This window comes from Vibrio sp. 2-1-2a (assembly GCF_032648565.1).
In the GTDB taxonomy this organism is placed as follows: domain Bacteria; phylum Pseudomonadota; class Gammaproteobacteria; order Enterobacterales; family Vibrionaceae; genus Vibrio; species Vibrio diabolicus.
Genome location: NZ_WBOH01000012.1, coordinates 22191 through 46646, shown reverse-complemented (window position 1 = coordinate 46646; position 24456 = coordinate 22191). Strand labels below are relative to the sequence as shown.

Below are 24456 nucleotides of genomic sequence, written 5' to 3'. Positions count from 1 at the left end.
GTTATGCGTCTTGTTGTCAAACTAAATTTACAACGTGCTATTTTTAGTTTTTATGCTAAAGGATTGACTTTGTTTTATTGGTTTGAACTTTTCTTCATAACCCTGCATTTGGGTACTATTTAGTTATATAATCGCGGCGTTTTTATTTTGTAGAGATCTCCCATGGCAATGCTTGAATATACCCCTCCCACCGACCCTTGGGTCGATATCGTTTTTGAGGATGACGACATTCTGGCAGTGAATAAGCCATCTGGGTTACTCTCTGTTCCTGGTCGACTTGCAGAGCATTACGACAGCATGTGGAGCCGCCTCAAGGAAGTGCATCCAGAAATCCAAGTAGTGCATCGCTTGGATATGTCGACATCAGGGTTGATGCTGCTGGCGAAAAACAAACCTTCGGAGCGAGCATTAAAAAAGCAGTTCCAATATCGTCTCACCCACAAGGTGTATTACGCACGTGTTTGGGGGCATGTTGAACCGCAAGAAGGGAATATTGATCTTCCATTAATTTGTGATTGGCCAAATCGTCCGCGACAAAAAGTATGCTTCGACGACGGCAAGCCATCTCAAACTTTATTCCAAGTGGTGAAGCGTGAAGTGCACCCTGATGGCACCCATACGACCGTTGTGCGACTACTGCCCATTACTGGTCGATCGCATCAGTTACGCGTGCATTTGATGGCGATTGGTCATGCGATTGTGGGTGATGAGTTTTATGCAAGCGAAGAGGCGTATCAGTTTTCAGAACGTTTAGAGTTGCACGCTGCGGAGCTAAGTTTTTATCATCCAGCTACGGATCAGCTGAGCAGTATTTTTGTACCCTGTGACTTTTATCCTGAAGCCGAGGCGGCGATCTTTAACTATTTTTCGCCAGAACGTACATTGCCTGATTATAAAACGTTGCCACACCCTTAATGCCAACCGCAGTCAACAACGGTTCTTTCTAGTTCGCTATTTCGTTACTGTGGTTGATGTATCCTGTCTTTCAGCCGTGAACAAGGAGTTGTTATGTCTTTGCCGACCATCGTATTTTTGGACCGTGCGACCATCCCAGAACATATTGAGATCCCACGACCTAGCTTTCAGCACTACTGGCGTGAGTACGACTTAACCGCGCCAGAGCAGGTAATAGAAAGGTTAGCAGGTGCAGATATCGTGATTAGCAATAAAGTCCTGCTTGACCAAAATATATTAGAGCAACTACCACAATTGCGGATGATCGCGGTTGCCGCGACTGGTTTTAACAACGTCGATGTGGACTACTGTGCTAAGCATGATATTGCGGCTGCCAATGTACGTGGTTACGCGACGCGTTCGGTACCTGAGCACGTGATTGCGATGCTGTTTGCTTTACGCCGAAATTTATTTGGTTATCATCAAGATATTGCCGCTGGCGAATGGCAGCGTAATAAGCAGTTTTGCTTTTTTACGCACCCAATCGGGGATATAGGTGGTAGCACGCTAGGTGTTATTGGCAGCGGCGCTTTAGGGCAAGCGACAGCACAGTTAGCTGATGCGCTAGGCATGCAGGTGATCTTTGCTGAGCGTAAAGGTGCATCAGAATGCCGACCTGGTTATGTGCCGTTTGAGGAAGTATTGAAACGCTCTGATGCGTTGACTTTGCACTGTCCGCTCAACGAGCATACTCAGAATTTAATTGGTCAAGCAGAGTTGCAACAAATGAAGTCCAACGCCATTCTAATTAATACGGGGCGTGGAGGCTTGGTGAATGAGCAAGCGCTGGTGGATGCCCTAAAGCAGGGAGAAATCGCTGCGGCTGGCTTTGATGTCTTTACCCAAGAACCAGCTGATGAGAGCAATCCGCTGATTGCCAATATGGGTTTACCTAATTTGTTACTGACACCGCATGTTGCATGGGGCAGCGACTCATCGATTCAACGTTTAGTGGAAATCTTGATCGAGAACATTAACGCTTTCGAGCGCGGAGAGCGTATTAATCGCTTGGTGTAACACTGACATTTAAGTAAAAGATAAAAAAGCAGACATCATGTCTGCTTTTTTCGTTAATTGAATGCTCGTTGGCATCGAACCGTCGAATTAAAACTCTTCTTCGTTCAGACCTTTTAGGATCTGGAAGATTTCGCGGTACGCTTTTGCTGGTTTCCCAGCCTTTTTCTCTTTCGCTGCTTGGCGAGCCAATTGGCGTAGACGCTGACGATCCGCTTCTGGGTACATTTCCATTACGTCATCAATGGCTTTGTCGCCTTCTTCCACCACGCGATCACGCAGAGCTTCAAGCTTGTGGAATACCGCCGTTAATTGAGAGTGCTTGTTACGAATCTTATCCAACGCCGCTTGGATTGGCTCTGGATCTTCATAACGCATCAACTTACCAATACGTTGTAATTGGCGACGACGTGCTTCGTTTTTAAAGCGTTGTGCGTCTGCAATTGCTTCTCGCAGGTCTTCGCTCAATGGAAACTTTTCGAGAACTGCAGGTTTGAGGCCGACAAGCTCCTCACCTAGCTTTTGCAGTTCTTCCATGTCTCGCTTCATCTCGGATTTGCTTACCCAGATGATCTCTTCTTCTGGTTCCCATGGCGCTTTTTGATTCTTACGTGCCATTTCAGTTGCCTGTGTTTTGATTAATATTATGACTATTTTAACAAGAATCGTGGGGAGAAAGCGAAATTCTTGTTATCCTATTGTTCATCAAAGACAAGATGTGAAAGACAATGGATATTAAACAGCAGGTTGCTGAGCAACGTACCGAGCTAGAGCAAGCCGTCGCAAGAGCCTTAAAACTTGCATCGGCAAAATCTGACGCCGCCGAAGTCGCAATTACCAAAAGCACTGGTTTAAGTGTATCTACTCGCATGGGCGAGGTAGAAAATGTCGAGTTCAACAGCGATGGTGCGCTGGGCATTACCGTTTACCGAGGTCAACGTAAAGGCAGTGCTTCCACGTCTGATTTAAGTGAAGCTGCTATCGAGCAAACCGTTATTGCGGCGCTGGATATTGCGCATTACACATCTGAAGATCCATTTGCAGGGCCCGCAGCCAAAGAATACATGGTGCAAGAGATCCCCGAGCTTGATCTTCTCCACCCAGACGCCCCTGATCCCGATTATGCTGCCGATGTGGCGATCGCCGCTGAGAAAGAAGCGTTAAGTTATAACAGTGCAATCAAGCAAAGTGATGGCGCGAGTTATGATAGCCACTACGGTGTAAAAGTGTATGGTAACAGCCATGGATTATTAGCAAGCTATGCGTCTAGCCGCCACAGTACCAGCTGTTGTGTGATTGGCGTTGGTCAAAATGGCGAAATGGAGCGTGATTACAGCTACACAGTGGCACGTCATCGCGATGACTTATGGACACCAGAAACAGTGGGTCGTAAGGCGGCAGAGAATACGATTAACCGCTTAGATGCGCAGCGCCTAAAGACAGGTAAATACCCAATCATGTTTGCCGCTGATGTTGCAACTGGCTTGATTGGTCACCTAGTTATGGCGATCAGCGGTGGTAACCTGTACCGTAAATCTTCTTTTCTACTTGATCACCTTGGTAAGCAAGTGCTTCCTGAGTGGTTCAATATCTCGGAACGCCCACATGTATTACGTGGTTTGGCGTCAAGCCCATTCGATAGCGAAGGCGTATATACTCAAGACCGTGAGATCATTACTGACGGTGTGCTAGCAACTTATCTGTTAACCAGTTATGCCGCACGTAAAATGAAGATGGCGCCGACAGGTCACGCTGGTGGGATTCATAACTGGTACGTGAAGTCGACAGGCCAAAACTTCGAACAAATGCTTAAAGAGCTCGGTACTGGTTTGCTAGTGACAGAAGTGATGGGGCAAGGCGTGAACGTGGTAACAGGTGATTACTCTCGCGGTGCTGCAGGCTTTTGGGTTGAGAACGGCGAAATCCAATACCCAGTATCGGAAATTACCATAGCTGGTAATCTGAAGGACATGTTCAATAAGATTGTTGCCGTAGGTAGCGACGTTGAAACGCGCTCGCAAATTCAAACGGGTTCAATCTTACTGGATGCGATGAAAGTGGCGGGTGAGTAAGCTTTCCTAATTCAGAATTAAAAAAGCCTGATGTGTTCATCAGGCTTTTTAGTTTTTGCAGCTAGGTAATCAGTATTGTGGCAAGCCCTAAGAATACTGATAAACCAATTACATCCGTTACGGTCGTTAACGCCATACCACCAGCTAAAGCTGGGTCGATGTTCATTTTCTTTAAGAGGATTGGAATCGTTACTCCGGCAACCCCAGCGACCAATAAGTTGGTCAGCATCGCGGCGGAAATGATTCCCCCTAGCATCCAGTTACCTTTCCAAGCGACAACAATGCCGCCAATAATCAGCGCCCACATGATGCCGTTGAGTAAACCGATCGAGGCTTCTTTCATCAACAGTTCTCGTTTGTTCGAGTCACCGATATGACCAAGAGCAAGACCACGAATTACTAGTGCGACGGTTTGGTTACCAGCGACACCACCCATGGAAGGAACAATCGTCATCAATACGGCAATGGCCGCCATCTGGTCTAGCGTGGCTTCAAACATGTTAGAAACAGAAGCGGCAGCGAGTGCGGCCAACACGTTGGCCCCAAGCCAGATACTGCGTTTGCGAGCTGATTTTACAACGGGTGCGAAGGTATCTTCGTCATCGTCCATACCTGCCATACTCATCATCGAGTGCTCGGCATCTTCACGGATAACGTCAACTACGTCATCGATAGTGATACGGCCAACGAGATGCTGATTCTCGTCTACGACAGGAGCAGAGACCCAGTTACGACGTTCGAACAGACTAGCAACATCTGAATCACTGGTATCGACAGTGATCGCTTCGTCAGCATCTTCCATGATGTCGACAATTTTGACATCAGGCTGGGTCGTGATCAGCAGAGTAATTGGTAGTTCACCAATCAGTTTGCTTTCTTCATCAATGACATAAAGTGCATCCGTTGCTTCTGGTAGTTCACCTTTCATACGCAGATAACGTAAAACCACGTCCACATCTACGTCACCACGAATCGTGATAACGTCGGTGTTCATCAGTCCACCTGCAGTGTCTTCTGGGTAGGACAGGGCGGTTTCGACACGCAGACGGTCAGAGGAGTCCATTTGCGACAGGACTTCGCGTGACAGGTTGTCTGGCAAGCTACGCAGTACATAAGCCACGTCATCGGTATCCATGCCTTCTGTCGCTTCTGCAAGCGCTTCTGGTGCCATTTTGGATACGAGACTATCTTTGACGTCTTCGTTCAGTTCGTCGAGGATTTCACCGTAGTCTTCAGGGTCGGTGAGTTGCCAGAGAACTTCACGGCTTTTGCGTGGAGAGGCTTCTAAAAGGTGAGCGATATCCTCAGGTTCCATGTCCTGTAACTGACGACGAACATGGACGAAGCGGCCATTTTCTAGCGCTTCTGTGACTTCTTGGAGGGCTTGGTGAGCTTGGTCGAATTCAATTTGCTCTGCCATTCATTCCTCCCAATTCCTGATATTTACAATGCGTTGAATAATAGCTTAATTCTAAGCGCCTTTTAATAACAACTTATGATACTAAGCAAATTTATTTATTGGCGCAGTGAGGGGAAGGGGAGTGAGAGGTAATAAAAAAGCGAGTAAATTACTCGCCTTCATCAAATTTATCTTCGATTAAGTGGCAAACGGCATCCAGTGCTTCTTCTGCTTGCTCACCCGCAGCGTGGATTGTGACGTACTGTCCTTGAGCAGACTCAAGCATTAATAAACCCATTACGCTGTCTGCTGTGGCGGTTTTGTCTTCTTCATTGTCGATAGTGATGACCGCTTCAAAGCTCTGGGCCAGTTCGACCAGTTTGACGGCTGCGCGAGCATGTAAGCCAAGGCGATTTTGAATCAATACTTTACGACTTAACTCCACAGCTACTCCTTAGTGTTTTTCTCTAGTGAGGTATGGCGAATTTGCACTTGGTGTCCTTTATTGGCGAAGTACTCACCGATTTGCTGAGTTAAGTACACCGAACGGTGTTTACCACCGGTACAACCTATTGCAACGGTCAAATAGCTGCGGTTGTTTTTCTCGAGCAGAGGTAACCAATTCTCTATAAAGTTTTCAATTTGGTATTTCAAACTTAACACCGATTGGTGCTGCTCCAAAAATGCGGCGATAGAGGCATCCAAACCCGTAAGTGGGCGCAACGCTGGTTCCCAATGTGGGTTGGGCAAGAAGCGAACGTCGAATACGTAATCGGCATCGGAAGGCAGGCCATATTTGAAGCCAAAAGACTCAAATACCATAACAAGCCCTTTGCGATCTCTGCCTTCAACACGCATACGCACGGTTTCACTCAACTCATGCAAAGATTGTCCGCTGCTGTTCAGTACAAGATCGGCATGCGCTTTAAGTGGTGTTAAAATTTCTTTCTCACGCTCGATGGCTTGGTCAAGGGAGAGAGAGGTGCCACCTAAAGATAAAGGGTGGATTCGGCGTGTTTCGCTGTAGCGTTTGAGTAGCGTTTCCTTATTGGCGTCCAAGAAAAGCACGGTCACATCAAGCTCTGTTTTCAACTGCTCCAGTGTACCAGTCAGTTCTTTTAGCTTTTTAGGGATATTGCGAATATCAATGCTTACCGCAACATTCTGCTTGCTGTCAGCAACAGAGTGAACAAATGCGTCCAGCAAATTCACTGGGAGGTTATCAACACAGTAATAACCTAAGTCTTCCAGTACGCGCAGCGCAATACTCTTACCGGCACCTGAGTGCCCGCTAACCACGATTAGTCGCATGATGTCCGTCCTGCTTATTGGTGAATCATGATGTCGTAAAGTTCTTCATCACTCTGAGCATTGCGCAGTAGTTTCAATACTTGCTTATCGCTCAGACGTTCTGCCATAGAGGATAGAGTCTTGAGGTGCTCTTTGCACTGTTCTTCTGGTACAAGGAGCGCAAAAAGAAGGTCGACAGGTCGATTATCAATCGCATCGAATTCAATTGCTTCATCACATTGCAGCAAGACAGCAATAGCCTTGTCGCTCGATTGCATTCTAGCGTGTGGGATCGCAATACCGTTTCCGATACCAGTACTGCCCATTTTCTCTCTGTTGAGCATGCACTCGAACAGTTCGGTAGAATCTTGGCCCGTTTGATCAGCCACGATGCGGCTGATCATTTCAAGGGCGCGTTTTTTACTCGTGCAGTGGACCGCACTCTTGGTGCAGTCCAATGACAGTATTTCGCTCAGTTGCATGATTAATGACTGTTTAGTTTTTCTTTGTGCTTATTGAGTTGGCGAACCAATTTATCTACCAGCGAATCGATCGCGGCATACATATTTTCGTCATCAGATGATGCGTGGATTTCGCCTTGATTTATATGAAGCGTAGCTTCCGCGATTTGAGTGATTTTTTCAACTTTTAGTACAACATGTACTTGATTGATATGGTCGAAGAACCTTTCGAGCTTCTGAAACTTAGAATTTACATAGTCTTGCATTGAATCGGTAAGATCAACGTGATGGCCTTGAATATTGATTTGCATAGACTTTCCTTTTCAGTTAGTGCCTTATAATAGGCGTTTACGCTGACTTGAAGGGGCAATTCCCAAGGATTCTCGATATTTGGCTATCGTACGTCTCGCGACCTGAATCCCTTGGTCAGCCAGAAGAGCAGCAATCTTGCTATCACTCAATGGCTTAGCAGTATTCTCTGCTGCGACCAGTTTTTTAATGAGTGCGCGAATTGCTGTTGACGAACATTCTCCGCCGTTGTCAGTACTAACATGGCTAGAGAAGAAGTACTTCAATTCAAAAATGCCACGTGGTGTATGCATAAATTTTTGTGTTGTTACACGAGAAATCGTGGATTCATGCATGTCCACTGCCAAGGCTACATCATTTAGTACCATTGGCTTCATGGCTTCCTCACCATACTCGAAGAAATCTTGTTGATGTTCAACAATACATCTTGCAACTTTGAGTAGCGTCTCGTTTCTACTCTCTAAGCTCTTAATTAACCATTTTGCCTCTTGCAAATTGCTGCGGATGTACTGGCTATCCGCGCTATTTCCTTTGCCTAATTGAGCATATTGTTGATTAACTTTTAATTTTGGAACGCTATCTGGGTTGATAGAAACGGTCCATTTGCCGTTGTCTTTAAAAACGGACACATCTGGAATTACGTACTCGGTATCATCCGGTGTGATACGGCTACCGGGACGAGGATCTAACTGCTGGATAAGTTTGAGTACTTCACGGAGATCGGCTTCTTTCAGCTTAGTCTCTTTGATGACGAGCTTGTAATCACGGTTCCCCAGGTGATCAATATGATCCGCAAGAATCATTTTGGCTTCAGCAAGCCACGGTGTGTCTTCTGGGAAAGTCGCTAGCTGTAGCAGTAGGCACTCTTGTAAGTTGCGTGATGCCACACCGAGCGGATCGAACTGCTGAATACGTTTACGAACGGCTTCTACTTCGTCTAACTCAATCTCTTCGTTATCGAAGCTCTCATGAATTTCTTCAGGAGATAGGGTTAGGTAACCGTAGTCGTCAACAGCGTCAATAATCGCTAATGCAATCGTACGATCGGTTTCACTGAATGGTGTCAGGTCAAGCTGCCACATTAGGTAGTCATGCAATGATTCCGTGGTTTCGCCTTGGTAGACGGGCATATCATCGTCAAGAGCTAAGCCAGTGCTACCGGTATTCGCGCTGTAGACGTCATCCCAAGTGGTATCGATTTCAAGTTCAGAGCTGATCTCTGACTTCTCAATTACGTCTGAACTGTCTGGAACGTCAAAGTCTGCTGGTTCGTTAGCACTGTTGCTATCAGCAGCCTCGACCGCTGATTTATCTTCACCGTTTGCTAGAGGCTCATCTTGGCCTTCTTCAACTTCCAATAATGGGTTTGAATCCAAGGCTTCTTGGATTTCCTGTTGAAGATCGAGTGTCGACAGTTGCAGTAAGCGAATCGCTTGTTGCAACTGTGGCGTCATGGCTAACTGTTGACCTAGCTTGAGTTGTAATGAAGGTTTCATTCAGTGTTACTTACCTTGTAATGCTCAGAATCTTACCGTTCCTAATATAATCATAGACGGAATTGTTCGCCGAGATAAACTTGTTTCACCTGTTCATTATTGAGAACTTCTGCCGGAGTTCCCGATGCAATTAGGTGCCCTTGGCTTACGATATAGGCTTTTTCGCATACGTCCAGTGTTTCACGCACGTTATGGTCAGTGATTAACACTCCGAGGCCGCGATCGCGTAGATGCTCGATGATTTTCTTGATGTCATTAACCGAGATTGGGTCAACACCAGCGAAAGGTTCATCCAACAAAATGAATTGAGGGTTGGCTGCTAAAGCGCGAGCGATTTCCACTCTGCGTCGCTCACCCCCCGATAGTGCCATACCCGCACTGGTTCTGATGTGCTGAATGTGGAATTCTTCCAACAAATCTTCCAGCTTATCTTGGCGCTCTTCACGTGTCATTTCTTGACGAGTTTCGAGTACAGCCATGATGTTATCTTCTACCGACAGCTTACGGAAAATCGACGCTTCTTGCGGAAGGTAGCCAATCCCGAGACGCGAACGACTGTGCATCGGCAGAATACTGATATCTTTATCATCAATGGTGATGGTGCCTTCATCTCGTGGCACCAAGCCGACAATCATATAAAACGAGGTGGTTTTACCTGCGCCGTTTGGGCCTAGCAGCCCAACAATCTGACCAGATTCAACTTCCAAGCTAACATCGGTTACGACTTTGCGCTTTTTGTAGCTTTTCGCCAAGTTTTTCGCACTCAGTACTGCCATATTAGTTCTCTATCTGATTGGGTTGCAAAATGGTCGTAACGCGCTCTTCCTTAGAGCTATCAGCGACTAGCTTTTGTTTACCAATTTGGTAACGAATCGAAGAACCTTTGATGGTGTTGTTGTCTTGTGCCAGTTGCGCTTGACCTTTCATGGTCAGTTCGTCTGTAGAAATACGGTAATCCAGCTCCACAGCTTGACCACTCAGTGTCTTACCATCGTCCATCAGCTGAGAAAACTTCGCAGGTTTACCAAATGCTTGAATCTGTTTGATGGCTTCGGTTTTAGGATCGCGCGTTACCACGATTCTATCAGCATCGATATTGATGCTACCTTGCTTAAGAGATACATCGCCTTTAAAGATAACCTGGTTACTCTTCATATCCACTTGTTGGGTGTCAGAGTTAATGTAAACCGGTTGTTGAGTATCCGACTTAAGTGCCAGCGCTTGAGGCGCCGCCAATACCAGTGCCAGTAGGCTAAGGTGTAACGGTTTCATATCGACCTTGAACTTCGTCTGTCAGAGTTGCGGTATGCTGCTTTAAGTTGCCTTGCATTGCGCCTCCAGTAGTTTCAAATTGTGGCCCAACCAACATGACCTGTTGATCAGCTTTAAAATCACGATTGGTTAGATTAATGACTAACTTGTCTGTTGCCATGGTATCAAAACTCGCACCTGGCAGAAGATTTTGCATTAAGACTTTGTCATATAACGTTAAGACTTGGTCTTCATCTAACACGGCTCTTGTGGCCGTCACCTTCCATTCAATGACGCTACCTTCACGGTAAACCATCAAAGTCGGGTTATTAAAAATGGTATCTCCACTCTTAGCATAATGGTCTAAGTTCGTGGAGCGGATGATGTAACTGCGGACACCATCTTCACCATAGGTGATGTTTTCCAGTCCAGTACCACTGAACATGGGCAGTTCAGAATCTGGTGCTACTTGAATTGCGTCGTTGCCTTTTGGGGTCAGTAGGTAATAACCGCACCATGCGACAACGAAGATCAAGAGCAAATAAATAAGGCGAGTAAAACTCATATAATGAAGGCCTATCGTTTAGCTCAGTACTTCCCTGACCATTGCCTTTATTTGTGTAATAAATGATTTAAATGTTTGTGCTGATATTACATCACGCCAGCTTTTAGTAAATCGTGCATGTTCAGTGCACCCACAATTTTTTCGTCTTTACATAAAATCAGAGCGTTAATATTTTTATTCTGCATCAAGTTCAAACCTTCAACCGCTAGCATATCAGGGTGCGCTGTGGTTGGATTTGTCGTCATGACTTCGCCAATCGCGGTCGTATGAATATCAATGCGTTTGTCTAAGGTGCGACGTAAATCACCATCGGTGAATATACCAAGCATAGCATCGTACTCATCGACGATAGCGGTCATGCCTAGCCCTTTTTCTGAAATTTCAAGCAGGGCATCGCGAATCAATGCGTTTGGAGAAACTTTAGGTAACGCTTCTCCAAAGTGCATAATATCAGACAACTTAAGCAGCAGTTTTCTCCCTAACGCGCCACCTGGATGAGATAGGGCAAAATCTTCGGCAGAAAAACCACGCGCTTGAAGTAGGGCTACGGCTAATGCGTCTCCCATTACTAATGTGGCCGTGGTACTGCTGGTCGGTGCCAACCCTAGTGGGCAAGCTTCTTGAGGTACCGTAATTTGTAGGTGCAAGTCAGACAGTTTTGCCATATTGGATTCTGGCTTGCCTGTCATGCTAATTATCTTGATGTTCAGGCGTTTTAATACCGGAAATAGAGACAGAATTTCGTTTGACTCACCAGAGTTAGAAATTGCGAGCACAATATCTCCAGGGCTGATCATGCCCAAGTCGCCATGTGCAGCTTCGCCAGGGTGAACGAAAAACGCAGAAGTCCCCGTGCTTGCCAGAGTCGCAGCAATCTTGTTACCAATGTGGCCTGACTTGCCAATACCCATAACGGCTACTTTGCCGCTGTTGGAAAGGATCAGTTCGCACGCTTTCTCAAATTGATCATCAAAGTAGGTATCCAGCTCTTGCAGAGCAGCAACTTCGATATCAAGAACTTGTTTAGCAGCAGCGCGAAAATCAAATTGATTGGACATATCAGTTCTCTACTTATTTATCGTGGTAATTAAGCGGCCATGTTTGCGAATAAGTACACTTGATAACCTAGGAAGCATGCAAACAAGATTGCACCTTCAATACGGTTAATACTGCGTGATTTACCCAAACACATCGCGACAAGTAACAGTGAAACGCCTAACATGACCCAGAAGTCACGTCCCATCGCGTACTCACTCAGTACCGATGGATTAATGATGCCAGGAATGCCCATTACGGCCAGAATATTAAACACATTCGAGCCAATAATGTTACCGACGGCCATGTCGTCTTCACCTTTTAAAACACCAGCAAGCGATGCTGCGAGCTCAGGTAGACTAGTGCCGATGGCAATGATAGTCAGACCGATGACAAGATCGCTCATGCCAAAATACTTTGCAATAATCACCGCGTTATCCACTAGCATGCTTGCTGCCAAAGGAAGCAGTATCAGGCCAATAACCACCCACATGATCGCTTTAGGGTTGCTGACGCCTTCTGGGATTTCTGACTCTTGGTCATCAAGAAAAACATCACCTGCTTTTTGTTCTTTGCGGCTGATCTGCAACATAGCAAATAAAAATGCCCCAAAGAGTACAAACAATAAGACACCTTCATAAAAACCGAGATGACTATTCCAAAGCAGAATACCGGCGAGTACTGTTACTGCAATCATTAATGGCAGTTCCCGGCGGATGACCGCGGAGCTAATCGACAGAGGCTTGATGAGTGCTGTAATACCTAGGATTAACGCGATGTTCGCGATGTTTGAGCCTAAAACGTTACCCACGGCAGTATCGGTTTTTCCGTCCCAGGCTGCGGTTGCAGAAACCATCATCTCTGGCGCAGAAGAGCCCATCGCAAGGATTGTCATGCCGATGACAAGAGGTGAAATACCGACGTTGCGGGCTATCGCTGCAGAACCAAAAACAAGTTTATCTGCACTCCATACGAGCAAAACAAGACCGACTATAAGCAACGCTACGGCTTCGAGCATGAGAATTCCTAAGTATTAAATAAGTAAAATGAATAACCGCTAATTTTGACCTTTTGCGGCCTAAAATGGAAGATAAACGACGAATAAATTAAAGGTTAGTAACGAAAATGTATGCAAATGTCGTTCATTTAAATCAGCAATTCTTGTCTAGGATTTAAACACTTTGCGCTGATTTGATCGTAATCCACAAAAAATTGCAGGTATATACTCGACTTTATTTAATTGAACAGTGCTTTAAATTCAAAGCCAATGTGCTTATGATTGCAGCCTAATAAATGTACCGACGTTACTTTATTAAACGTGAAATTCAACTCCGTTGTGTGTCTGGTTGATGATGCCGTGAGTTGCAACGCTCCGACAGTAGAAGAGATGATATGTCGAACAACGATTTAGTCACCGTGAACAACCTCACTTTTTCACGGGGAGAGCGCAAGATCTTTGATGGTATTGATCTGCATGTTCCTGAGGGCAAAGTGACGGCCATTATGGGACCATCGGGAATAGGTAAAACTACACTGCTGCGTTTAATTGGTGGTCAGTTGTATCCCGAGCAAGGAGAGATCTGGTTTGATGGCGACAATATTCCCTCTCTCTCGCGTAAAAAACTCTACCATGCTCGAAAGAAAATGAGCATGTTGTTTCAATCAGGAGCTTTATTCACTGATTTGAATGTCTTTGATAACGTCGCCTTCCCATTGCGAGAGCATACGAATTTATCTGAAGAGCTGATTCGTACCATGGTATTGCTTAAGCTTGAAGCCGTCGGTCTACGCGGCGCGGCACAACTGATGCCGAGCGAGCTATCGGGTGGCATGGCAAGACGCGCTGCGTTGGCGCGTGCGATCGCCCTAGACCCAGATTTAATCATGTACGATGAACCATTTGTCGGACAAGACCCAATCACCATGGGTGTCTTGGTTGAGCTCATTAGTAATCTAAATCAAGCGTTAGGCTTAACTTCTATAGTCGTTTCTCACGACGTGCCTGAAGTGATGAGTATTGCCGATTGGGTTTATCTGATGGCCGATGGCAAAATTATCGCTTTTGGCACACCAGAAGAGCTTAATCAGAATCCTGACCCTCGCGTTCAGCAGTTCTTACAAGGTGATGCAGATGGTCCTGTACCGTTTCGCTTCCCTTCTCAAAGTATCGAAAAGGACTTATTTGATGGTCGATAATTTTATGCATTTTGTCGCCTCACTAGGTAGACGAACGCTCTCCATCTGCGGAGCATTTGGTCGTGCGACTTTCATGCTGATTGGGGCACTGTTTACTAAGCCACAACCGCTTAAAAGCTTTCCTTTGCTCGTTAAACAACTTTATTCCGTAGGCGTCCAGTCTCTGGCGATTATCGTCGTATCTGGGTTGTTCATTGGTATGGTTTTGAGCCTACAAGGTTATGTTGTGCTGGTGGATTACGGCGCAGAGGGCAGTTTGGGTCAAATGGTGGCGCTCTCATTGCTACGTGAATTAGGGCCCGTTGTCACTGCACTTCTGTTTGCTGGTCGTGCAGGCTCTGCGTTAACTGCAGAGATAGGTTTGATGAAAGCGACGGAGCAACTTTCTAGCCTTGAAATGATGGCGGTAGATCCTTTGAAAAGAGTGATTGCGCCACGTTTTTGGGCTGGCGCTATTTCAATGCCATTACTGGCTATGATTTTCATGGCGGTGGGTATTTGGGGCGCCCAGCTTGTTGGTGTTGACTGGAAAGGAGTTGACCATGGCAGTTTTTGGTCAGCGATGCAGTCCTCAGTTGAACTAGGACAGGATATTGGTAACAGTATGATCAAGTGCTTTGCGTTTGCAATTACGGTTACTTGGGTCGCTCTATTTAATGGTTATGATGCTATTCCAACTTCGGAAGGGATCAGCCGAGCAACTACGCGCACTGTTGTGCATTCTTCTTTAGCAGTACTAGGACTAGACTTTGTACTGACCGCATTGATGTTTGGGAATTAATCATGCAACAAACACGTAAAACTGAATTATGGGTTGGCAGCTTTGTATTAGCGGGAATTTGCGCGATTCTTGTGATGATTTTTCAAGTTGCTGACGTAAAAAGCATTGGCGCTGGTGATACTTACACCCTCAAGGCTGAGTTCGATAATATTGGTAGTTTAAAAGTTCGCTCGCCAGTAAAAGTGGGCGGGGTTGTGATTGGTCGGGTAAGCAATATTTCACTTAACCCAGATAACTTATTACCTGTTGTAACTCTATCGATCAATAGCAAATACAATCAATTCCCAGAAACGTCGAGCGTACAAATTTTGACGTCTGGCTTGATTGGTGAGCAATACATTGGTTTAGTACCAGGCTTTGTTTTTGACGATGAAGTCATGCTGGTCGATGGCGATACCATCGAAGACACCAAATCAGCGCTCGTGCTTGAAGACTTAATTGGTCAAGTGCTTTACAGCGTAGGTGGTTCAGACGATTCAAGTAAGGAATAACTATGTTAGCGAGATTATTACTTTCAGTTTGTGCTGTGTTTAGCGCGTTTGGTACAAGTGCAGCAGAAGTGGATAAAACTGAACCTTATAAGATGATGAAGCAAGTGGCTGAAGTCACGTTCGAAAGATTAAAAGCCGAGCAGCCGAAAATCAAACAAGACCCAGATTTACTCAAGGTGATTGTCGAAGAAGAGCTAATGCCTTACGTCAACTACCGCTATGCTGGGTTAAAGCTCCTAGGTCCAAACCTAAAAGGAGCGAAACGTGAAGACGTACTTGAGTTTATTGATGCATTTCGCGCGTACTTAATTGCTTCTTATGCCCAAGTGCTAACGCAATACAGTGACCAACAAATTGAATTTGGTCCTGAGCCTAGCATTGATGACTCTAAGCGTATCACCAGCATTAAAGTTGATATCATCGATACGCCGCGTCCAAACATCAAGCTAGAGTTCAAATTGCGTAAAGACAACAAATCTGGTGAGTGGGAAGCGTTCGATATGATTGCGGAAGGCATTAGTTTACTCTCTAGCAAACAGTCGGAATGGAATAGCAAAATTCGTCAAGAAGGCATTCTATCTGTCGCGAAAGATCTAGAAAAATTAGCTGCGGAACCGATTCGCTTTGAGGCGAAGAAATAATGGCCCAGACTCCCACTCAGTGGCAATTAGATCAAAACATTCTTAAGCTAACAGGGGCACTTGATAGAGATACAGTGCCCTCATTGTGGGCGTATGCTCAGCAATGGCAACCAGCTCAAGCTGAGCTGGAATGCTCGTTAAAAGAGATAGAGCGCGTCGACTCTGCAGGAATGGTGATGTTAATCCACTTATTAGAGCATGCAAAAAAGCAAAACTGTCATATAATGCTCAGTTTCGTGCCGGCGCAACTGCGCACTTTGTTTCAACTGAGCAATGTTGAATCTTTAGTGGCCAAACACATACAGAATTATCAGGGGTAAATTGTGGATAGCGCAAAAGTACAACAGTTATTAGAAGAAGCACTAAACCTTCAAGAAGTGCATGTAAAAGGTGAAGGTAGCCACTATGAGGTGGTTGCTGTTGATGCTTGTTTCGATGGAATGAGCCGCGTTAAGAAGCAGCAGTTAATTTATGGTCCTCTGATGGAATACATCCAGCGTAACGACATTCACGCATTATCAATTAAAGCGTTCACACCAGAAGAGTGGGCTCGTGATAAGAAACTGATGTCGCTTTAAGGTTTATTGATGGAAAAGTTTCGAGTTATTGGGTCAGATAAACCACTCGTTGGTGAAGTGACCATTTCCGGTGCAAAAAACGCAGCACTGCCGATTTTATTTGCGTCTATCTTGGCGGAAGAGCCTGTAGAAGTGGCAAACGTGCCACACCTTCGTGATATCGATACAACCATGGAACTGCTTAAGCGTTTAGGCGCGAAAGTAAGCCGTAATGGTTCTGTTCACGTCGATCCAAGTAGCATTACTGAATACTGCGCACCGTATGATTTGGTGAAAACCATGCGTGCTTCTATTTGGGCTTTGGGTCCGCTCGTAGCGCGATTTGGTCAAGGTCAGGTTTCTCTACCTGGCGGTTGTGCTATCGGTGCTCGTCCTGTTGATCTGCATATTTCTGGCCTAGAGCAGCTTGGCGCAACGATTACGCTTGAAGATGGTTACGTTAAAGCAGAGGTTGATGGTCGTCTAAAAGGTGCGCACATCGTGATGGATAAAGTCAGCGTAGGCGCGACGATCACCATCATGTGTGCTGCAGCACTTGCTGAAGGTACTACAACGCTAGACAACGCGGCGCGTGAACCTGAAATTGTAGACACCGCGGATTTCCTAAATAAGCTTGGTGCAAAAATTTCTGGTGCAGGCACAGATACGATCACGATTGAAGGTGTTGAGCGCCTAGGTGGTTGTAAACACAACGTGGTTGCCGACCGTATTGAGACGGGAACATTCCTTGTCGCTGCCGCGGTATCTGGCGGTAAAGTAGTATGTCGTAACACTAACGCTCATTTGCTTGAAGCGGTTTTAGCCAAGCTAGAAGAAGCTGGCGCGCTTGTCGAAACGGGTGACGATTGGATTTCAGTTGATATGACTGCTCGCGAGCTGAAAGCAGTGAGTGTACGTACAGCGCCGCATCCAGGCTTCCCGACCGATATGCAAGCGCAATTTACGCTACTAAACATGATGGCGAAAGGCGGCGGCGTGATCACTGAGACTATCTTTGAAAACCGCTTTATGCACGTACCAGAATTGATGCGTATGGGCGCGAAAGCCGAGATTGAAGGCAACACCGTTATCTGTGGTGATGTTGAGTCATTAAGTGGTGCGCAAGTGATGGCAACCGACCTACGAGCTTCGGCTAGCTTGGTAATTGCGGGCTGTATTGCTAAAGGCGAAACCATCGTTGATCGTATTTACCATATCGACCGCGGTTACGACAAAATCGAAAATAAACTGGCTGCACTTGGCGCAAATATTGAGCGAGTGAGCGAGGCAAGTTAAACTGCACCGCAGGTAACTTGGATATCAAGAGAGCCGAAACCTGAGTTTCGGCTTTTTTATATCACTCTCATGACCATAGTTATCCTTTATGGAAAGAGAGAAATTAATAGCTGTATCTGGCAAAAGCCGGTTCCTGGAGAACAAGAATGATTGCACTGTTACGTGTATTTGCTGTCGCTATCTTTGCGATTGTTATGTTTATTGGTGGTTGTGGTTACTGCCTATTAAGCCCCCGAAACCCTAAGCACGTTTTCACTTTTGGCCGCTTGTTTGCCAAGATGTCTCGTGTATTTGGGATTAAGTTAGAGCTGCGTATTCCTGAAGATGCGTATTCACGCGGCCAACATGTTTACATTGCTAACCACCAGAACAACTGGGACATGTTTACTGTTTCTGCTGCTGTGACTCCGAAAGTTGTGACAGTAGGTAAAAAGAGCTTAGCTTGGATGCCACTGTTTGGTCAGCTTTACTGGCTTACGGGTAACATTCTGATTGACCGAGCGAATCGCTCTAAAGCAAAAGGTACTATCGATCAGGTCGTGAGCAGCATGAAAGAAAGTGATGTTTCGGTGTGGATGTTCCCTGAAGGCACGCGTTCTCGTGGACGTGGTTTGCTGCCATTCAAAACAGGTGCTTTTCATGCAGCAATTGGAGCAGGCGTGCCAATCATTCCTATCGTATGTAGCTCGACGAATAAAATTAAGCTGAACCGTTGGAACAATGGTCATGTGATTGTTGAAATGCTACCTCCAATCAGTACTGAAGGCTATGGTAAAGAGGGCATTCGCGAGCTAGCAAATATCTGTCGTGAACAGATGAAAGAGAAACTTGAATCGTTAGATGAAGAAGTCAAACAGCGCAACGCTGCTTAAGTTTTACTGCGATATCATCACGAAAAGACAATAAAAAACGGGTAGCCTGAGCTACCCGTTTTTTTATGTTTGTCAGCAAGTGCAATTATTTGCGAACCGCGATTGCTTCAATCTCGATACCAACATCTTTCGGTAGGCGAGCGACTTCTACACAAGAACGTGCAGGGTAGTTTGCTACGCCGTGCTCATCAAAGAACTTGCCGTAAACTTCGTTCACCGTGCCAAAGTCGTTTAGGTCTTTAACAAAAACCGTTAGCTTCACGATATCTGACACTTTAAGGCCTGAAGATTCAACCACAGCCTTTACGTTTTCTAGAGACTGACGAGCTTGCTCTGCGATATCAGCAGACACTTCACCTGTCGCTGGGTTTACTGGGATTTGGCCTGAAGTAAGAACCATGTTACCTAGATCTACGCCTTGAACGTAAGGACCGATTGCTGCTGGTGCAGATTCAGTGTGAAGTACTTTCGTCATTTGATTTTTCCATCAGTTGTAGGGAATAAAGATTCTCAGTTTGCCTCTAAACCCGTGGTAGGTAAAGAGTAAAATACCCCGGCATTGCGGGGTATTTTAAACGTATCACGCCTAGTCGTACGGTGTGTTTATCGTTCGGTTACGATCTCACGTGAGAACACTTTCTCGCAGTACTTACACTTTAGGCGGATTTCTTGTTTCTTTTCGAATACGCTAAAGCTGCTTTCTACTGGCTCATTGTGAGAAATACAGTTTGAATTCGGGCATTCAAATACATCATTGATGCGCTCAGGAAGCTCTAACGCGAGCTTTTTCACCACTTCATAGTTTTCGATTTGATTCACGGTCGCGTGAGGAGCATACAGCGCCAACTTGCTCGCTTGCTCTTCATTAATAAACACATTTTCTATTTTGAGTAGATCTTTATGACCGAGTGCCGATGATGGCAAATTCAGACCAATCGTAACGCGCTGTGATGAGTTGTGCATATCGAACAGTCTTAATACTTTAATGCCGATTTGCGCAGGGATGTGGTCGATGACCGTGCCATTTTTGATTGCTTCTACCTGCAATTGAGTTTCTTTAGCCATGGGTTTTCTCCTCGATTACAGTGTTTCGTTTAGAACAAGCGCCAACAGTGCTTGGCGAGCGTATACGCCATTTTGAGCTTGCTGGAAGAAGTAAGCATGAGGCGTTTTATCAACATCGGTTGTGATTTCATCCACGCGAGGGAGGGGGTGGAGTACTTTTAGATTCTCGCGCGCCCCTTCGAGTAATGCTGCTGTCAAAATATACGCCGATTTAATGTGCGCGTACTCCGATTCGTCAAAACGTTCTTTCTGTACTCGTGTCATGTACAGAATATCCAGTTCAGGAATCACGCTCTCCATGTCCGTGTGTAGGCTATATTGAATGCCAGCTTCGTCTAGCTCTTCGCAGATGTAATCTGGCATTGCCAATGCTTCTGGTGCAACAAAGAAGAAGCGGATGTTATTAAACTTCGCTAATGCTTGAGTCAGTGAGTGCACCGTGCGGCCATATTTTAGGTCACCGACGAACGCGACGTTCAAGTCGTCTAGACGACCTTGTGTTTCCGCGATGGTGTATAGGTCGAGTAGAGTTTGAGTTGGGTGTTGGTTTGCACCGTCACCAGCGTTGATCACTGGCACGCCATTTGAGAATTCAGAGGCCAAGCGAGCGGCGCCTTCTTGTGGGTGACGCATCACAAAGGCATCGACGTAAGAAGAGATGACTTGTACTGAATCTGCGAGTGTTTCGCCTTTTTTCGCCAGAGAGGTATTACCATCATTATCAAAGCCAATCACATCACCACCAATGCGCTGAATCGCTGTTTCAAACGATAAACGTGTACGTGTTGATGGTTCAAAGAAACAACTTGCAACGACTTTGTTTTTAATCAGTTCTGGTCGAGGTGCTTTTTTAAGGCTACCTGCTGTTTCTACGATAAGTTCCAGTTCTTCGCGTGAAAGCTCTGGAATAGAGATGATGTGCTTCTGGTAAAGCGAGTTCGCCATGATCTTCTTCCCTATAACATTGATGACTACATCCAAATAACCGAAAGGAATTTTGGACATAAAAAAACCTCCCCAATGGGGAGGTTTTAAAATTCAATAGAATTAAAGAAAATAACACCACGTAAGCGTAGTCGCTTAGCGAGAGCAAATCGCGTTTTTATGTCAGCAATCAGCGTGGTCATTTCTTAATCCTCAGACAAATTGCCGTGCATTATACGCTTAACTTTCGTGAGCGCAAGCGATTACATCATGGTTTTTAGCGGCTGTTTTTGCTTGCTAGTTTAGCTTCCTAATGTTGCTACCATCACGGCTTTGATAGTGTGCATACGGTTTTCAGCTTCGTCGAATACGATGGAGTATTCTGACTCAAATACCTCTTCTGTTACTTCAAGGCCTTTCATGCCGTATTTTTCAGCGACTTCTTTGCCGACGGTGGTCTCATCATTGTGGAAAGCCGGAAGACAGTGCATGAATTTCACATGTGGATTACCCGTTTGTTTAATCACGTCCATATTGATTTGATATGGTGTCATTAAAGCCACACGTTCATCCCATGCCTCAGCGGATTCACCCATAGATACCCAAACATCGGTGTAAAGGAAGTCACAACCCTTCACGCCTTCCTCCACGCTTTCAGTTAATGTGATTTTTGCACCAGTTTGCTGCGCGATAGTTTGGCAAGTTGCCACCAGATCTTCTTCAGGCCAGAACGCTTTTGGCGCGACAAGGCGAATATCCATGCCCATTTTAGCGGCACCCACCATGAGTGAGTTGCCCATATTGTTGCGTGCATCGCCTAGGTAAGCGAAGGTCATTTCATGCAGCTGTTTACCACGGCCATGCTCTTGCATGGTCAGGAAGTCAGCAAGGATTTGGGTTGGGTGGAACTCATCAGTCAAACCATTCCACACTGGAACACCAGCATAAGTGCCAAGCTCTTCAACAATGGATTGGCCAAAACCGCGGTATTCGATGCCATCATACATGCGGCCAAGTACGCGCGCGGTGTCTTTCATTGATTCTTTATGGCCAATCTGAGAACCAGAAGGGCCGATGTAAGAGACTTGAGCACCTTGGTCAAAGGCAGCGACTTCAAACGCACATCGGGTACGAGTCGAAGATTTCTCAAAGATGAGTGCAATGTTTTTACCTTGAAGTGTCTTCTGCTCTGTTCCTGCATATTTTGCTTTTTTTAGCTCTGCAGACAGTTCGAGCAAGAACTGGATTTCTTTGGTTGAGAAATCCAATAGCTTCAAAAAGTTGCGGTTACGTAAATTGAAAGCCATAGCTCGTCCCTTAGTACGTGTGATTGAATTAATAGAATGCATTAAAACATATAAATGCTTTATTTGTGAATAATTATTTTTACGTAGAACTAAAAAAGGTTGATGCATTCACATCAACCTTAGTTTTTATTCATTTAATGTAAAAGGACGAATTGGTTATATATCGTCTCGTTCTATCGGACAACTCATGCAGCGGGCGCCACCACGGCCACGGCCAAGCTCGTTACCTGGGACTGTCAGTACTTTGATACCAGCTTTGTCGTATTTTTCGTTGGTGTATACATTGCGTTCGTAACCAATCACAACGCCCGGTTTTACGGTAAGAACGTTATTGGCGTCATTCCATTGTTCGCGCTCAGCTTCATAACTGTCACCACCAGTGGTGATGATTTTCAGCTGATCTAAGCCAAGAGCAGATTCAATCGCATGCAGGTAGTTATGAGATGCTTCAACATGCATTTCACCATTGCCTTTTGGTGTTAAGCGCCATGTGTCGAGATCTTTGCGCATGATCTCTGGGTAAACAGAGAACGTGTCCACATCCATATGGGTCATAACGGTGTCTAAATGCATGCATGAACGGTGTTTAGGCAGATCAATCGCAATCACTTCGGTTGCTTGTCCTGCCTTAAACAGGCTCGCTGCAAGGTTTTCTACACCTTGCGCGGTCGTGCGCTCAGACATACCGATCAGAACTGCACCTTTACCAATAACCAACACATCACCGCCTTCGACATTCGCATTATCATAATGCAGATCATCATCACCGAAGTATTTGATAAAGTCTTGGCCAACAAAAATTGGGTGCCAACGATAAATCGCACGTAAGTGGTTTGTCTCACGTTGGCGTGCAGGCATCATCATTGGGTTGAGCGATACACCACCATAAACCCAGCATGAGGTATCACGCGTAAATAGGTGGTTAGGTAGTGGCTCAATAACAAAATCCAGCGGACGCTTCATTTTTGGCAGCATAGAAGATGAGGTGATCGGCAGCTCTGAGTAAGCTAAGCCACCTAAAAAGATGCTGGCAAGGTGTTCATCATCCATTTCTGAAAAATATTGGCGTAGGTCTCGCGCAAAGGTTGGCCCGTAACGAAAGTCAGAAATCTGAGTATCTAGCAGCCACTGTTTTGCTTCTGGAACGGCGAGGGTTTCGACCAGTAAATCGTGGAGGAGAAGCACTTCTACATCTTGATCGCGCAGCGTGCGTGCGAACGCATCGTGCTCTTCACCTGCCGCTTCTACAGCAAGAACATCATCAAACAGTAATTCATGACAGTTTGATGGAGTTAAGTGGGTTAGGGCGCGCTCTGGGCGATTTAATAGAACTCGTCGAAGTTGACCAACTTCTGATCCAACGTACAGCTTGCTCATTTTGTATCCTTACAAATTTTCCAGCCGTTAGTTATGACAAGCTTCCTAGAAAGATGCAAATCACTACGCTTTGCCTATATTCTGAATTTTTATTGTTTTTTAGATTTTGGTTTTGCCTGCTTTGCTAATGAAGTTTTGGTTTGGGTTTTAATTCTATTTTGTGAAACGTGGAGAGCGTGCGTTTTTATTCTAATTTTCCCATTGAGAAAGAATACATGCATAGTGCATAAAACGTGCATTTTTATTCTCAATTATGCATTATTGAAGTGAATTTATTCGTTATGCTTCTTCGTTTTACACGTGAGTGTATTCAAGAAAGCGCCATAAACACGCACAGAAAGAGAAAATAACCGCATTAAGTGTCAGTTAGGATGTTCTGAATATTAAAAAATGCCATTTTTTGTTAATTTTTTGTTTCTTTGCATGGTCGGTTTAATATTTATATTCAAATAACCGATAAGAATCGCGGTGGTATGATGTTTGTTTGTGGCTTTTCATCGCAATCCATGCCATATTTCACCGGATCAGCATACTCAGTATCGGGTATAGTGTTTCTATCAAGTAACTAATCTGGAGCCAAAACATGTCTCACGAAGATGAATATCTATCAGTAGAAGAATTAATTGAGATTCAAAAGGAAGAGACTCGCGATATCATTGCAGCATTGCTAGAAGATGGCAGCGATCCAGATTCGCTATACGAAATCGAGCACCACCTGTTTGCAGAAGATTTTGACACGCTAGAAAAAGCGGTAGTTGAAGCATTCAAGATGGGCTTTGAAGTGCTTGAAGCGGAAGAAACTGAAGATGAAGATGGCAACAAGTTGCTTTGCTGTGACGCAACCATGGAATCAGCATTAGACGCAGAAGCCATTGATGCGCAAGTTGAAAAACTGATTCACTTGGCAGAAAAATACGACATCATCTATGACGGTTGGGGTACGTACTACGAAGGCGAAGATGCGCTTTACCCTGAAGAAGATGAAGACGACGAGTAATCAAAGCTCACCTCTTTTAGAGAAACCAGCGTTTAACGCTGGTTTTTTTATACCTTGAAAATGGCATCCAACAACAGATGAATGTGGAGGTGATAAATAATTCACA

At 45.3% G+C, this 24456-nt stretch carries 29 protein-coding genes; 12 read left to right on the top strand and 17 right to left on the bottom strand.

Features of this window, described 5'->3' with window-relative positions; translation table 11 throughout:
- The first annotated feature begins 162 nt into the window (after positions 1-162).
- Together F7Y48_RS21140 and F7Y48_RS21135 are read left to right on the top strand one after the other, a co-directional pair.
- Positions 163-915, top strand: a complete 753-nt coding sequence (locus F7Y48_RS21140; protein WP_104969831.1) for a pseudouridine synthase — start codon at positions 163-165, stop codon at positions 913-915.
- A gap of 93 nt (positions 916-1008) precedes the next feature.
- Entirely contained in the window at positions 1009-1971 is a 963-nt protein-coding gene (locus F7Y48_RS21135; protein ID WP_134648105.1) for a D-2-hydroxyacid dehydrogenase, read from the top strand.
- Positions 1972-2058: 87 nt separating this feature from the next.
- Here the strand turns inward: F7Y48_RS21135 and yjgA are convergent, their stop codons facing one another.
- Positions 2059-2586 carry a ribosome biogenesis factor YjgA gene (gene yjgA / locus F7Y48_RS21130; RefSeq protein WP_005396253.1) on the bottom strand — a complete coding sequence of 176 codons (528 nt, stop codon included), beginning with the start codon at positions 2584-2586 and terminating at the stop codon, positions 2059-2061.
- 110 nt (positions 2587-2696) lie between these two features.
- Here yjgA and pmbA point away from each other — a divergent pair, with 110 nt between their 5' ends.
- Positions 2697-4040, top strand: coding sequence for a metalloprotease PmbA (gene pmbA, locus F7Y48_RS21125; RefSeq protein WP_316685359.1), 1344 nt, complete (start codon positions 2697-2699; stop codon positions 4038-4040).
- Positions 4041-4101: 61 nt separating this feature from the next.
- On the opposite strand, the gene mgtE is transcribed toward pmbA, so the two are convergent.
- The 11 genes from mgtE to F7Y48_RS21070 form a co-directional block, all read right to left on the bottom strand.
- On the bottom strand, positions 4102-5460 hold the full coding sequence (gene mgtE, locus F7Y48_RS21120; protein ID WP_006742352.1) for a magnesium transporter: 1359 nt from the start codon (positions 5458-5460) through the stop codon (positions 4102-4104).
- Between the two features lie 148 nt (positions 5461-5608).
- Entirely contained in the window at positions 5609-5884 is a 276-nt protein-coding gene (locus tag F7Y48_RS21115) for an HPr family phosphocarrier protein (RefSeq protein WP_005396244.1), read from the bottom strand.
- A gap of 2 nt (positions 5885-5886) precedes the next feature.
- Positions 5887-6750, bottom strand: a complete 864-nt coding sequence (gene rapZ / locus F7Y48_RS21110; protein ID WP_109170274.1) for an RNase adapter RapZ — start codon at positions 6748-6750, stop codon at positions 5887-5889.
- Between the two features lie 14 nt (positions 6751-6764).
- Entirely contained in the window at positions 6765-7211 is a 447-nt protein-coding gene (gene ptsN, locus F7Y48_RS21105) for a PTS IIA-like nitrogen regulatory protein PtsN (RefSeq protein ID WP_005381116.1), read from the bottom strand.
- Positions 7212-7213: 2 nt separating this feature from the next.
- Positions 7214-7501, bottom strand: coding sequence for a ribosome hibernation promoting factor (hpf, locus tag F7Y48_RS21100; protein WP_316685358.1), 288 nt, complete (start codon positions 7499-7501; stop codon positions 7214-7216).
- Positions 7502-7525: 24 nt separating this feature from the next.
- Positions 7526-8995: an RNA polymerase factor sigma-54 gene (locus F7Y48_RS21095; protein ID WP_316685357.1), complete on the bottom strand. Its 1470-nt coding sequence runs from the start codon at positions 8993-8995 to the stop codon at positions 7526-7528.
- A gap of 50 nt (positions 8996-9045) precedes the next feature.
- Positions 9046-9771 carry an LPS export ABC transporter ATP-binding protein gene (gene lptB, locus F7Y48_RS21090; RefSeq protein WP_005396240.1) on the bottom strand — a complete coding sequence of 242 codons (726 nt, stop codon included), beginning with the start codon at positions 9769-9771 and terminating at the stop codon, positions 9046-9048.
- A gap of 1 nt (position 9772) precedes the next feature.
- Positions 9773-10267: a lipopolysaccharide transport periplasmic protein LptA gene (lptA, locus tag F7Y48_RS21085; RefSeq protein WP_005396239.1), complete on the bottom strand. Its 495-nt coding sequence runs from the start codon at positions 10265-10267 to the stop codon at positions 9773-9775.
- Positions 10248-10811, bottom strand: a complete 564-nt coding sequence (gene lptC / locus F7Y48_RS21080) for an LPS export ABC transporter periplasmic protein LptC (protein ID WP_005396238.1) — start codon at positions 10809-10811, stop codon at positions 10248-10250. The genes lptA and lptC overlap by 20 nt, the downstream gene beginning before the upstream one ends.
- A gap of 86 nt (positions 10812-10897) precedes the next feature.
- The gene (gene kdsD / locus F7Y48_RS21075; protein ID WP_316685356.1) at positions 10898-11869 is read right to left on the bottom strand and encodes an arabinose-5-phosphate isomerase KdsD; all 972 of its coding nucleotides are present in this window, start codon (positions 11867-11869) and stop codon (positions 10898-10900) included.
- 29 nt (positions 11870-11898) lie between these two features.
- Positions 11899-12864: a calcium/sodium antiporter gene (locus F7Y48_RS21070; RefSeq protein WP_258586168.1), complete on the bottom strand. Its 966-nt coding sequence runs from the start codon at positions 12862-12864 to the stop codon at positions 11899-11901.
- Positions 12865-13238: 374 nt separating this feature from the next.
- On the opposite strand from F7Y48_RS21070, the gene mlaF reads away from it, so the two are divergent.
- The 8 genes from mlaF to F7Y48_RS21030 all read left to right on the top strand — a co-directional run bounded on the left by mlaF (position 13239) and on the right by F7Y48_RS21030 (position 18680).
- Positions 13239-14042 (top strand): phospholipid ABC transporter ATP-binding protein MlaF, encoded by an 804-nt coding sequence (gene mlaF / locus F7Y48_RS21065; protein WP_005396235.1) that lies wholly within the window; start codon positions 13239-13241, stop codon positions 14040-14042.
- The gene (gene mlaE, locus F7Y48_RS21060; RefSeq protein WP_005396234.1) at positions 14032-14823 is read left to right on the top strand and encodes a lipid asymmetry maintenance ABC transporter permease subunit MlaE; all 792 of its coding nucleotides are present in this window, start codon (positions 14032-14034) and stop codon (positions 14821-14823) included. The genes mlaF and mlaE overlap by 11 nt, the downstream gene beginning before the upstream one ends.
- A 2-nt stretch (positions 14824-14825) precedes the next feature.
- Positions 14826-15314 carry an outer membrane lipid asymmetry maintenance protein MlaD gene (gene mlaD / locus F7Y48_RS21055; RefSeq protein ID WP_316685355.1) on the top strand — a complete coding sequence of 163 codons (489 nt, stop codon included), beginning with the start codon at positions 14826-14828 and terminating at the stop codon, positions 15312-15314.
- Between the two features lie 2 nt (positions 15315-15316).
- The gene (gene mlaC / locus F7Y48_RS21050; RefSeq protein WP_046873609.1) at positions 15317-15955 is read left to right on the top strand and encodes a phospholipid-binding protein MlaC; all 639 of its coding nucleotides are present in this window, start codon (positions 15317-15319) and stop codon (positions 15953-15955) included.
- Positions 15955-16275 carry a lipid asymmetry maintenance protein MlaB gene (locus tag F7Y48_RS21045; protein ID WP_316685354.1) on the top strand — a complete coding sequence of 107 codons (321 nt, stop codon included), beginning with the start codon at positions 15955-15957 and terminating at the stop codon, positions 16273-16275. Before mlaC ends, F7Y48_RS21045 begins: the two co-directional genes overlap by 1 nt.
- A gap of 3 nt (positions 16276-16278) precedes the next feature.
- Positions 16279-16533 carry a BolA family iron metabolism protein IbaG gene (gene ibaG / locus F7Y48_RS21040; protein ID WP_005396230.1) on the top strand — a complete coding sequence of 85 codons (255 nt, stop codon included), beginning with the start codon at positions 16279-16281 and terminating at the stop codon, positions 16531-16533.
- Between the two features lie 9 nt (positions 16534-16542).
- Complete coding sequence (gene murA, locus F7Y48_RS21035) at positions 16543-17808, top strand: UDP-N-acetylglucosamine 1-carboxyvinyltransferase (protein WP_316685353.1); 1266 nt, start codon at positions 16543-16545, stop codon at positions 17806-17808.
- Between the two features lie 146 nt (positions 17809-17954).
- Positions 17955-18680, top strand: a complete 726-nt coding sequence (locus tag F7Y48_RS21030; RefSeq protein WP_005381088.1) for a 1-acylglycerol-3-phosphate O-acyltransferase — start codon at positions 17955-17957, stop codon at positions 18678-18680.
- Positions 18681-18765: 85 nt separating this feature from the next.
- Here the strand turns inward: F7Y48_RS21030 and F7Y48_RS21025 are convergent, their stop codons facing one another.
- The 5 genes from F7Y48_RS21025 to arcA form a co-directional block, all read right to left on the bottom strand.
- Positions 18766-19155 carry a RidA family protein gene (locus F7Y48_RS21025; RefSeq protein ID WP_005381087.1) on the bottom strand — a complete coding sequence of 130 codons (390 nt, stop codon included), beginning with the start codon at positions 19153-19155 and terminating at the stop codon, positions 18766-18768.
- A gap of 128 nt (positions 19156-19283) precedes the next feature.
- Complete coding sequence (gene pyrI / locus F7Y48_RS21020; protein WP_005381086.1) at positions 19284-19745, bottom strand: aspartate carbamoyltransferase regulatory subunit; 462 nt, start codon at positions 19743-19745, stop codon at positions 19284-19286.
- A gap of 15 nt (positions 19746-19760) precedes the next feature.
- Positions 19761-20690, bottom strand: a complete 930-nt coding sequence (gene pyrB, locus F7Y48_RS21015; RefSeq protein ID WP_316685367.1) for an aspartate carbamoyltransferase — start codon at positions 20688-20690, stop codon at positions 19761-19763.
- A gap of 281 nt (positions 20691-20971) precedes the next feature.
- Positions 20972-21976, bottom strand: coding sequence for an ornithine carbamoyltransferase (locus tag F7Y48_RS21010; RefSeq protein WP_012841385.1), 1005 nt, complete (start codon positions 21974-21976; stop codon positions 20972-20974).
- Between the two features lie 156 nt (positions 21977-22132).
- Positions 22133-23353 carry an arginine deiminase gene (arcA, locus tag F7Y48_RS21005; protein WP_316685352.1) on the bottom strand — a complete coding sequence of 407 codons (1221 nt, stop codon included), beginning with the start codon at positions 23351-23353 and terminating at the stop codon, positions 22133-22135.
- Between the two features lie 583 nt (positions 23354-23936).
- Here arcA and rraB point away from each other — a divergent pair.
- On the top strand, positions 23937-24350 hold the full coding sequence (rraB, locus tag F7Y48_RS21000; protein ID WP_005381081.1) for a ribonuclease E inhibitor RraB: 414 nt from the start codon (positions 23937-23939) through the stop codon (positions 24348-24350).
- Positions 24351-24456: the final 106 nt, after the last annotated feature.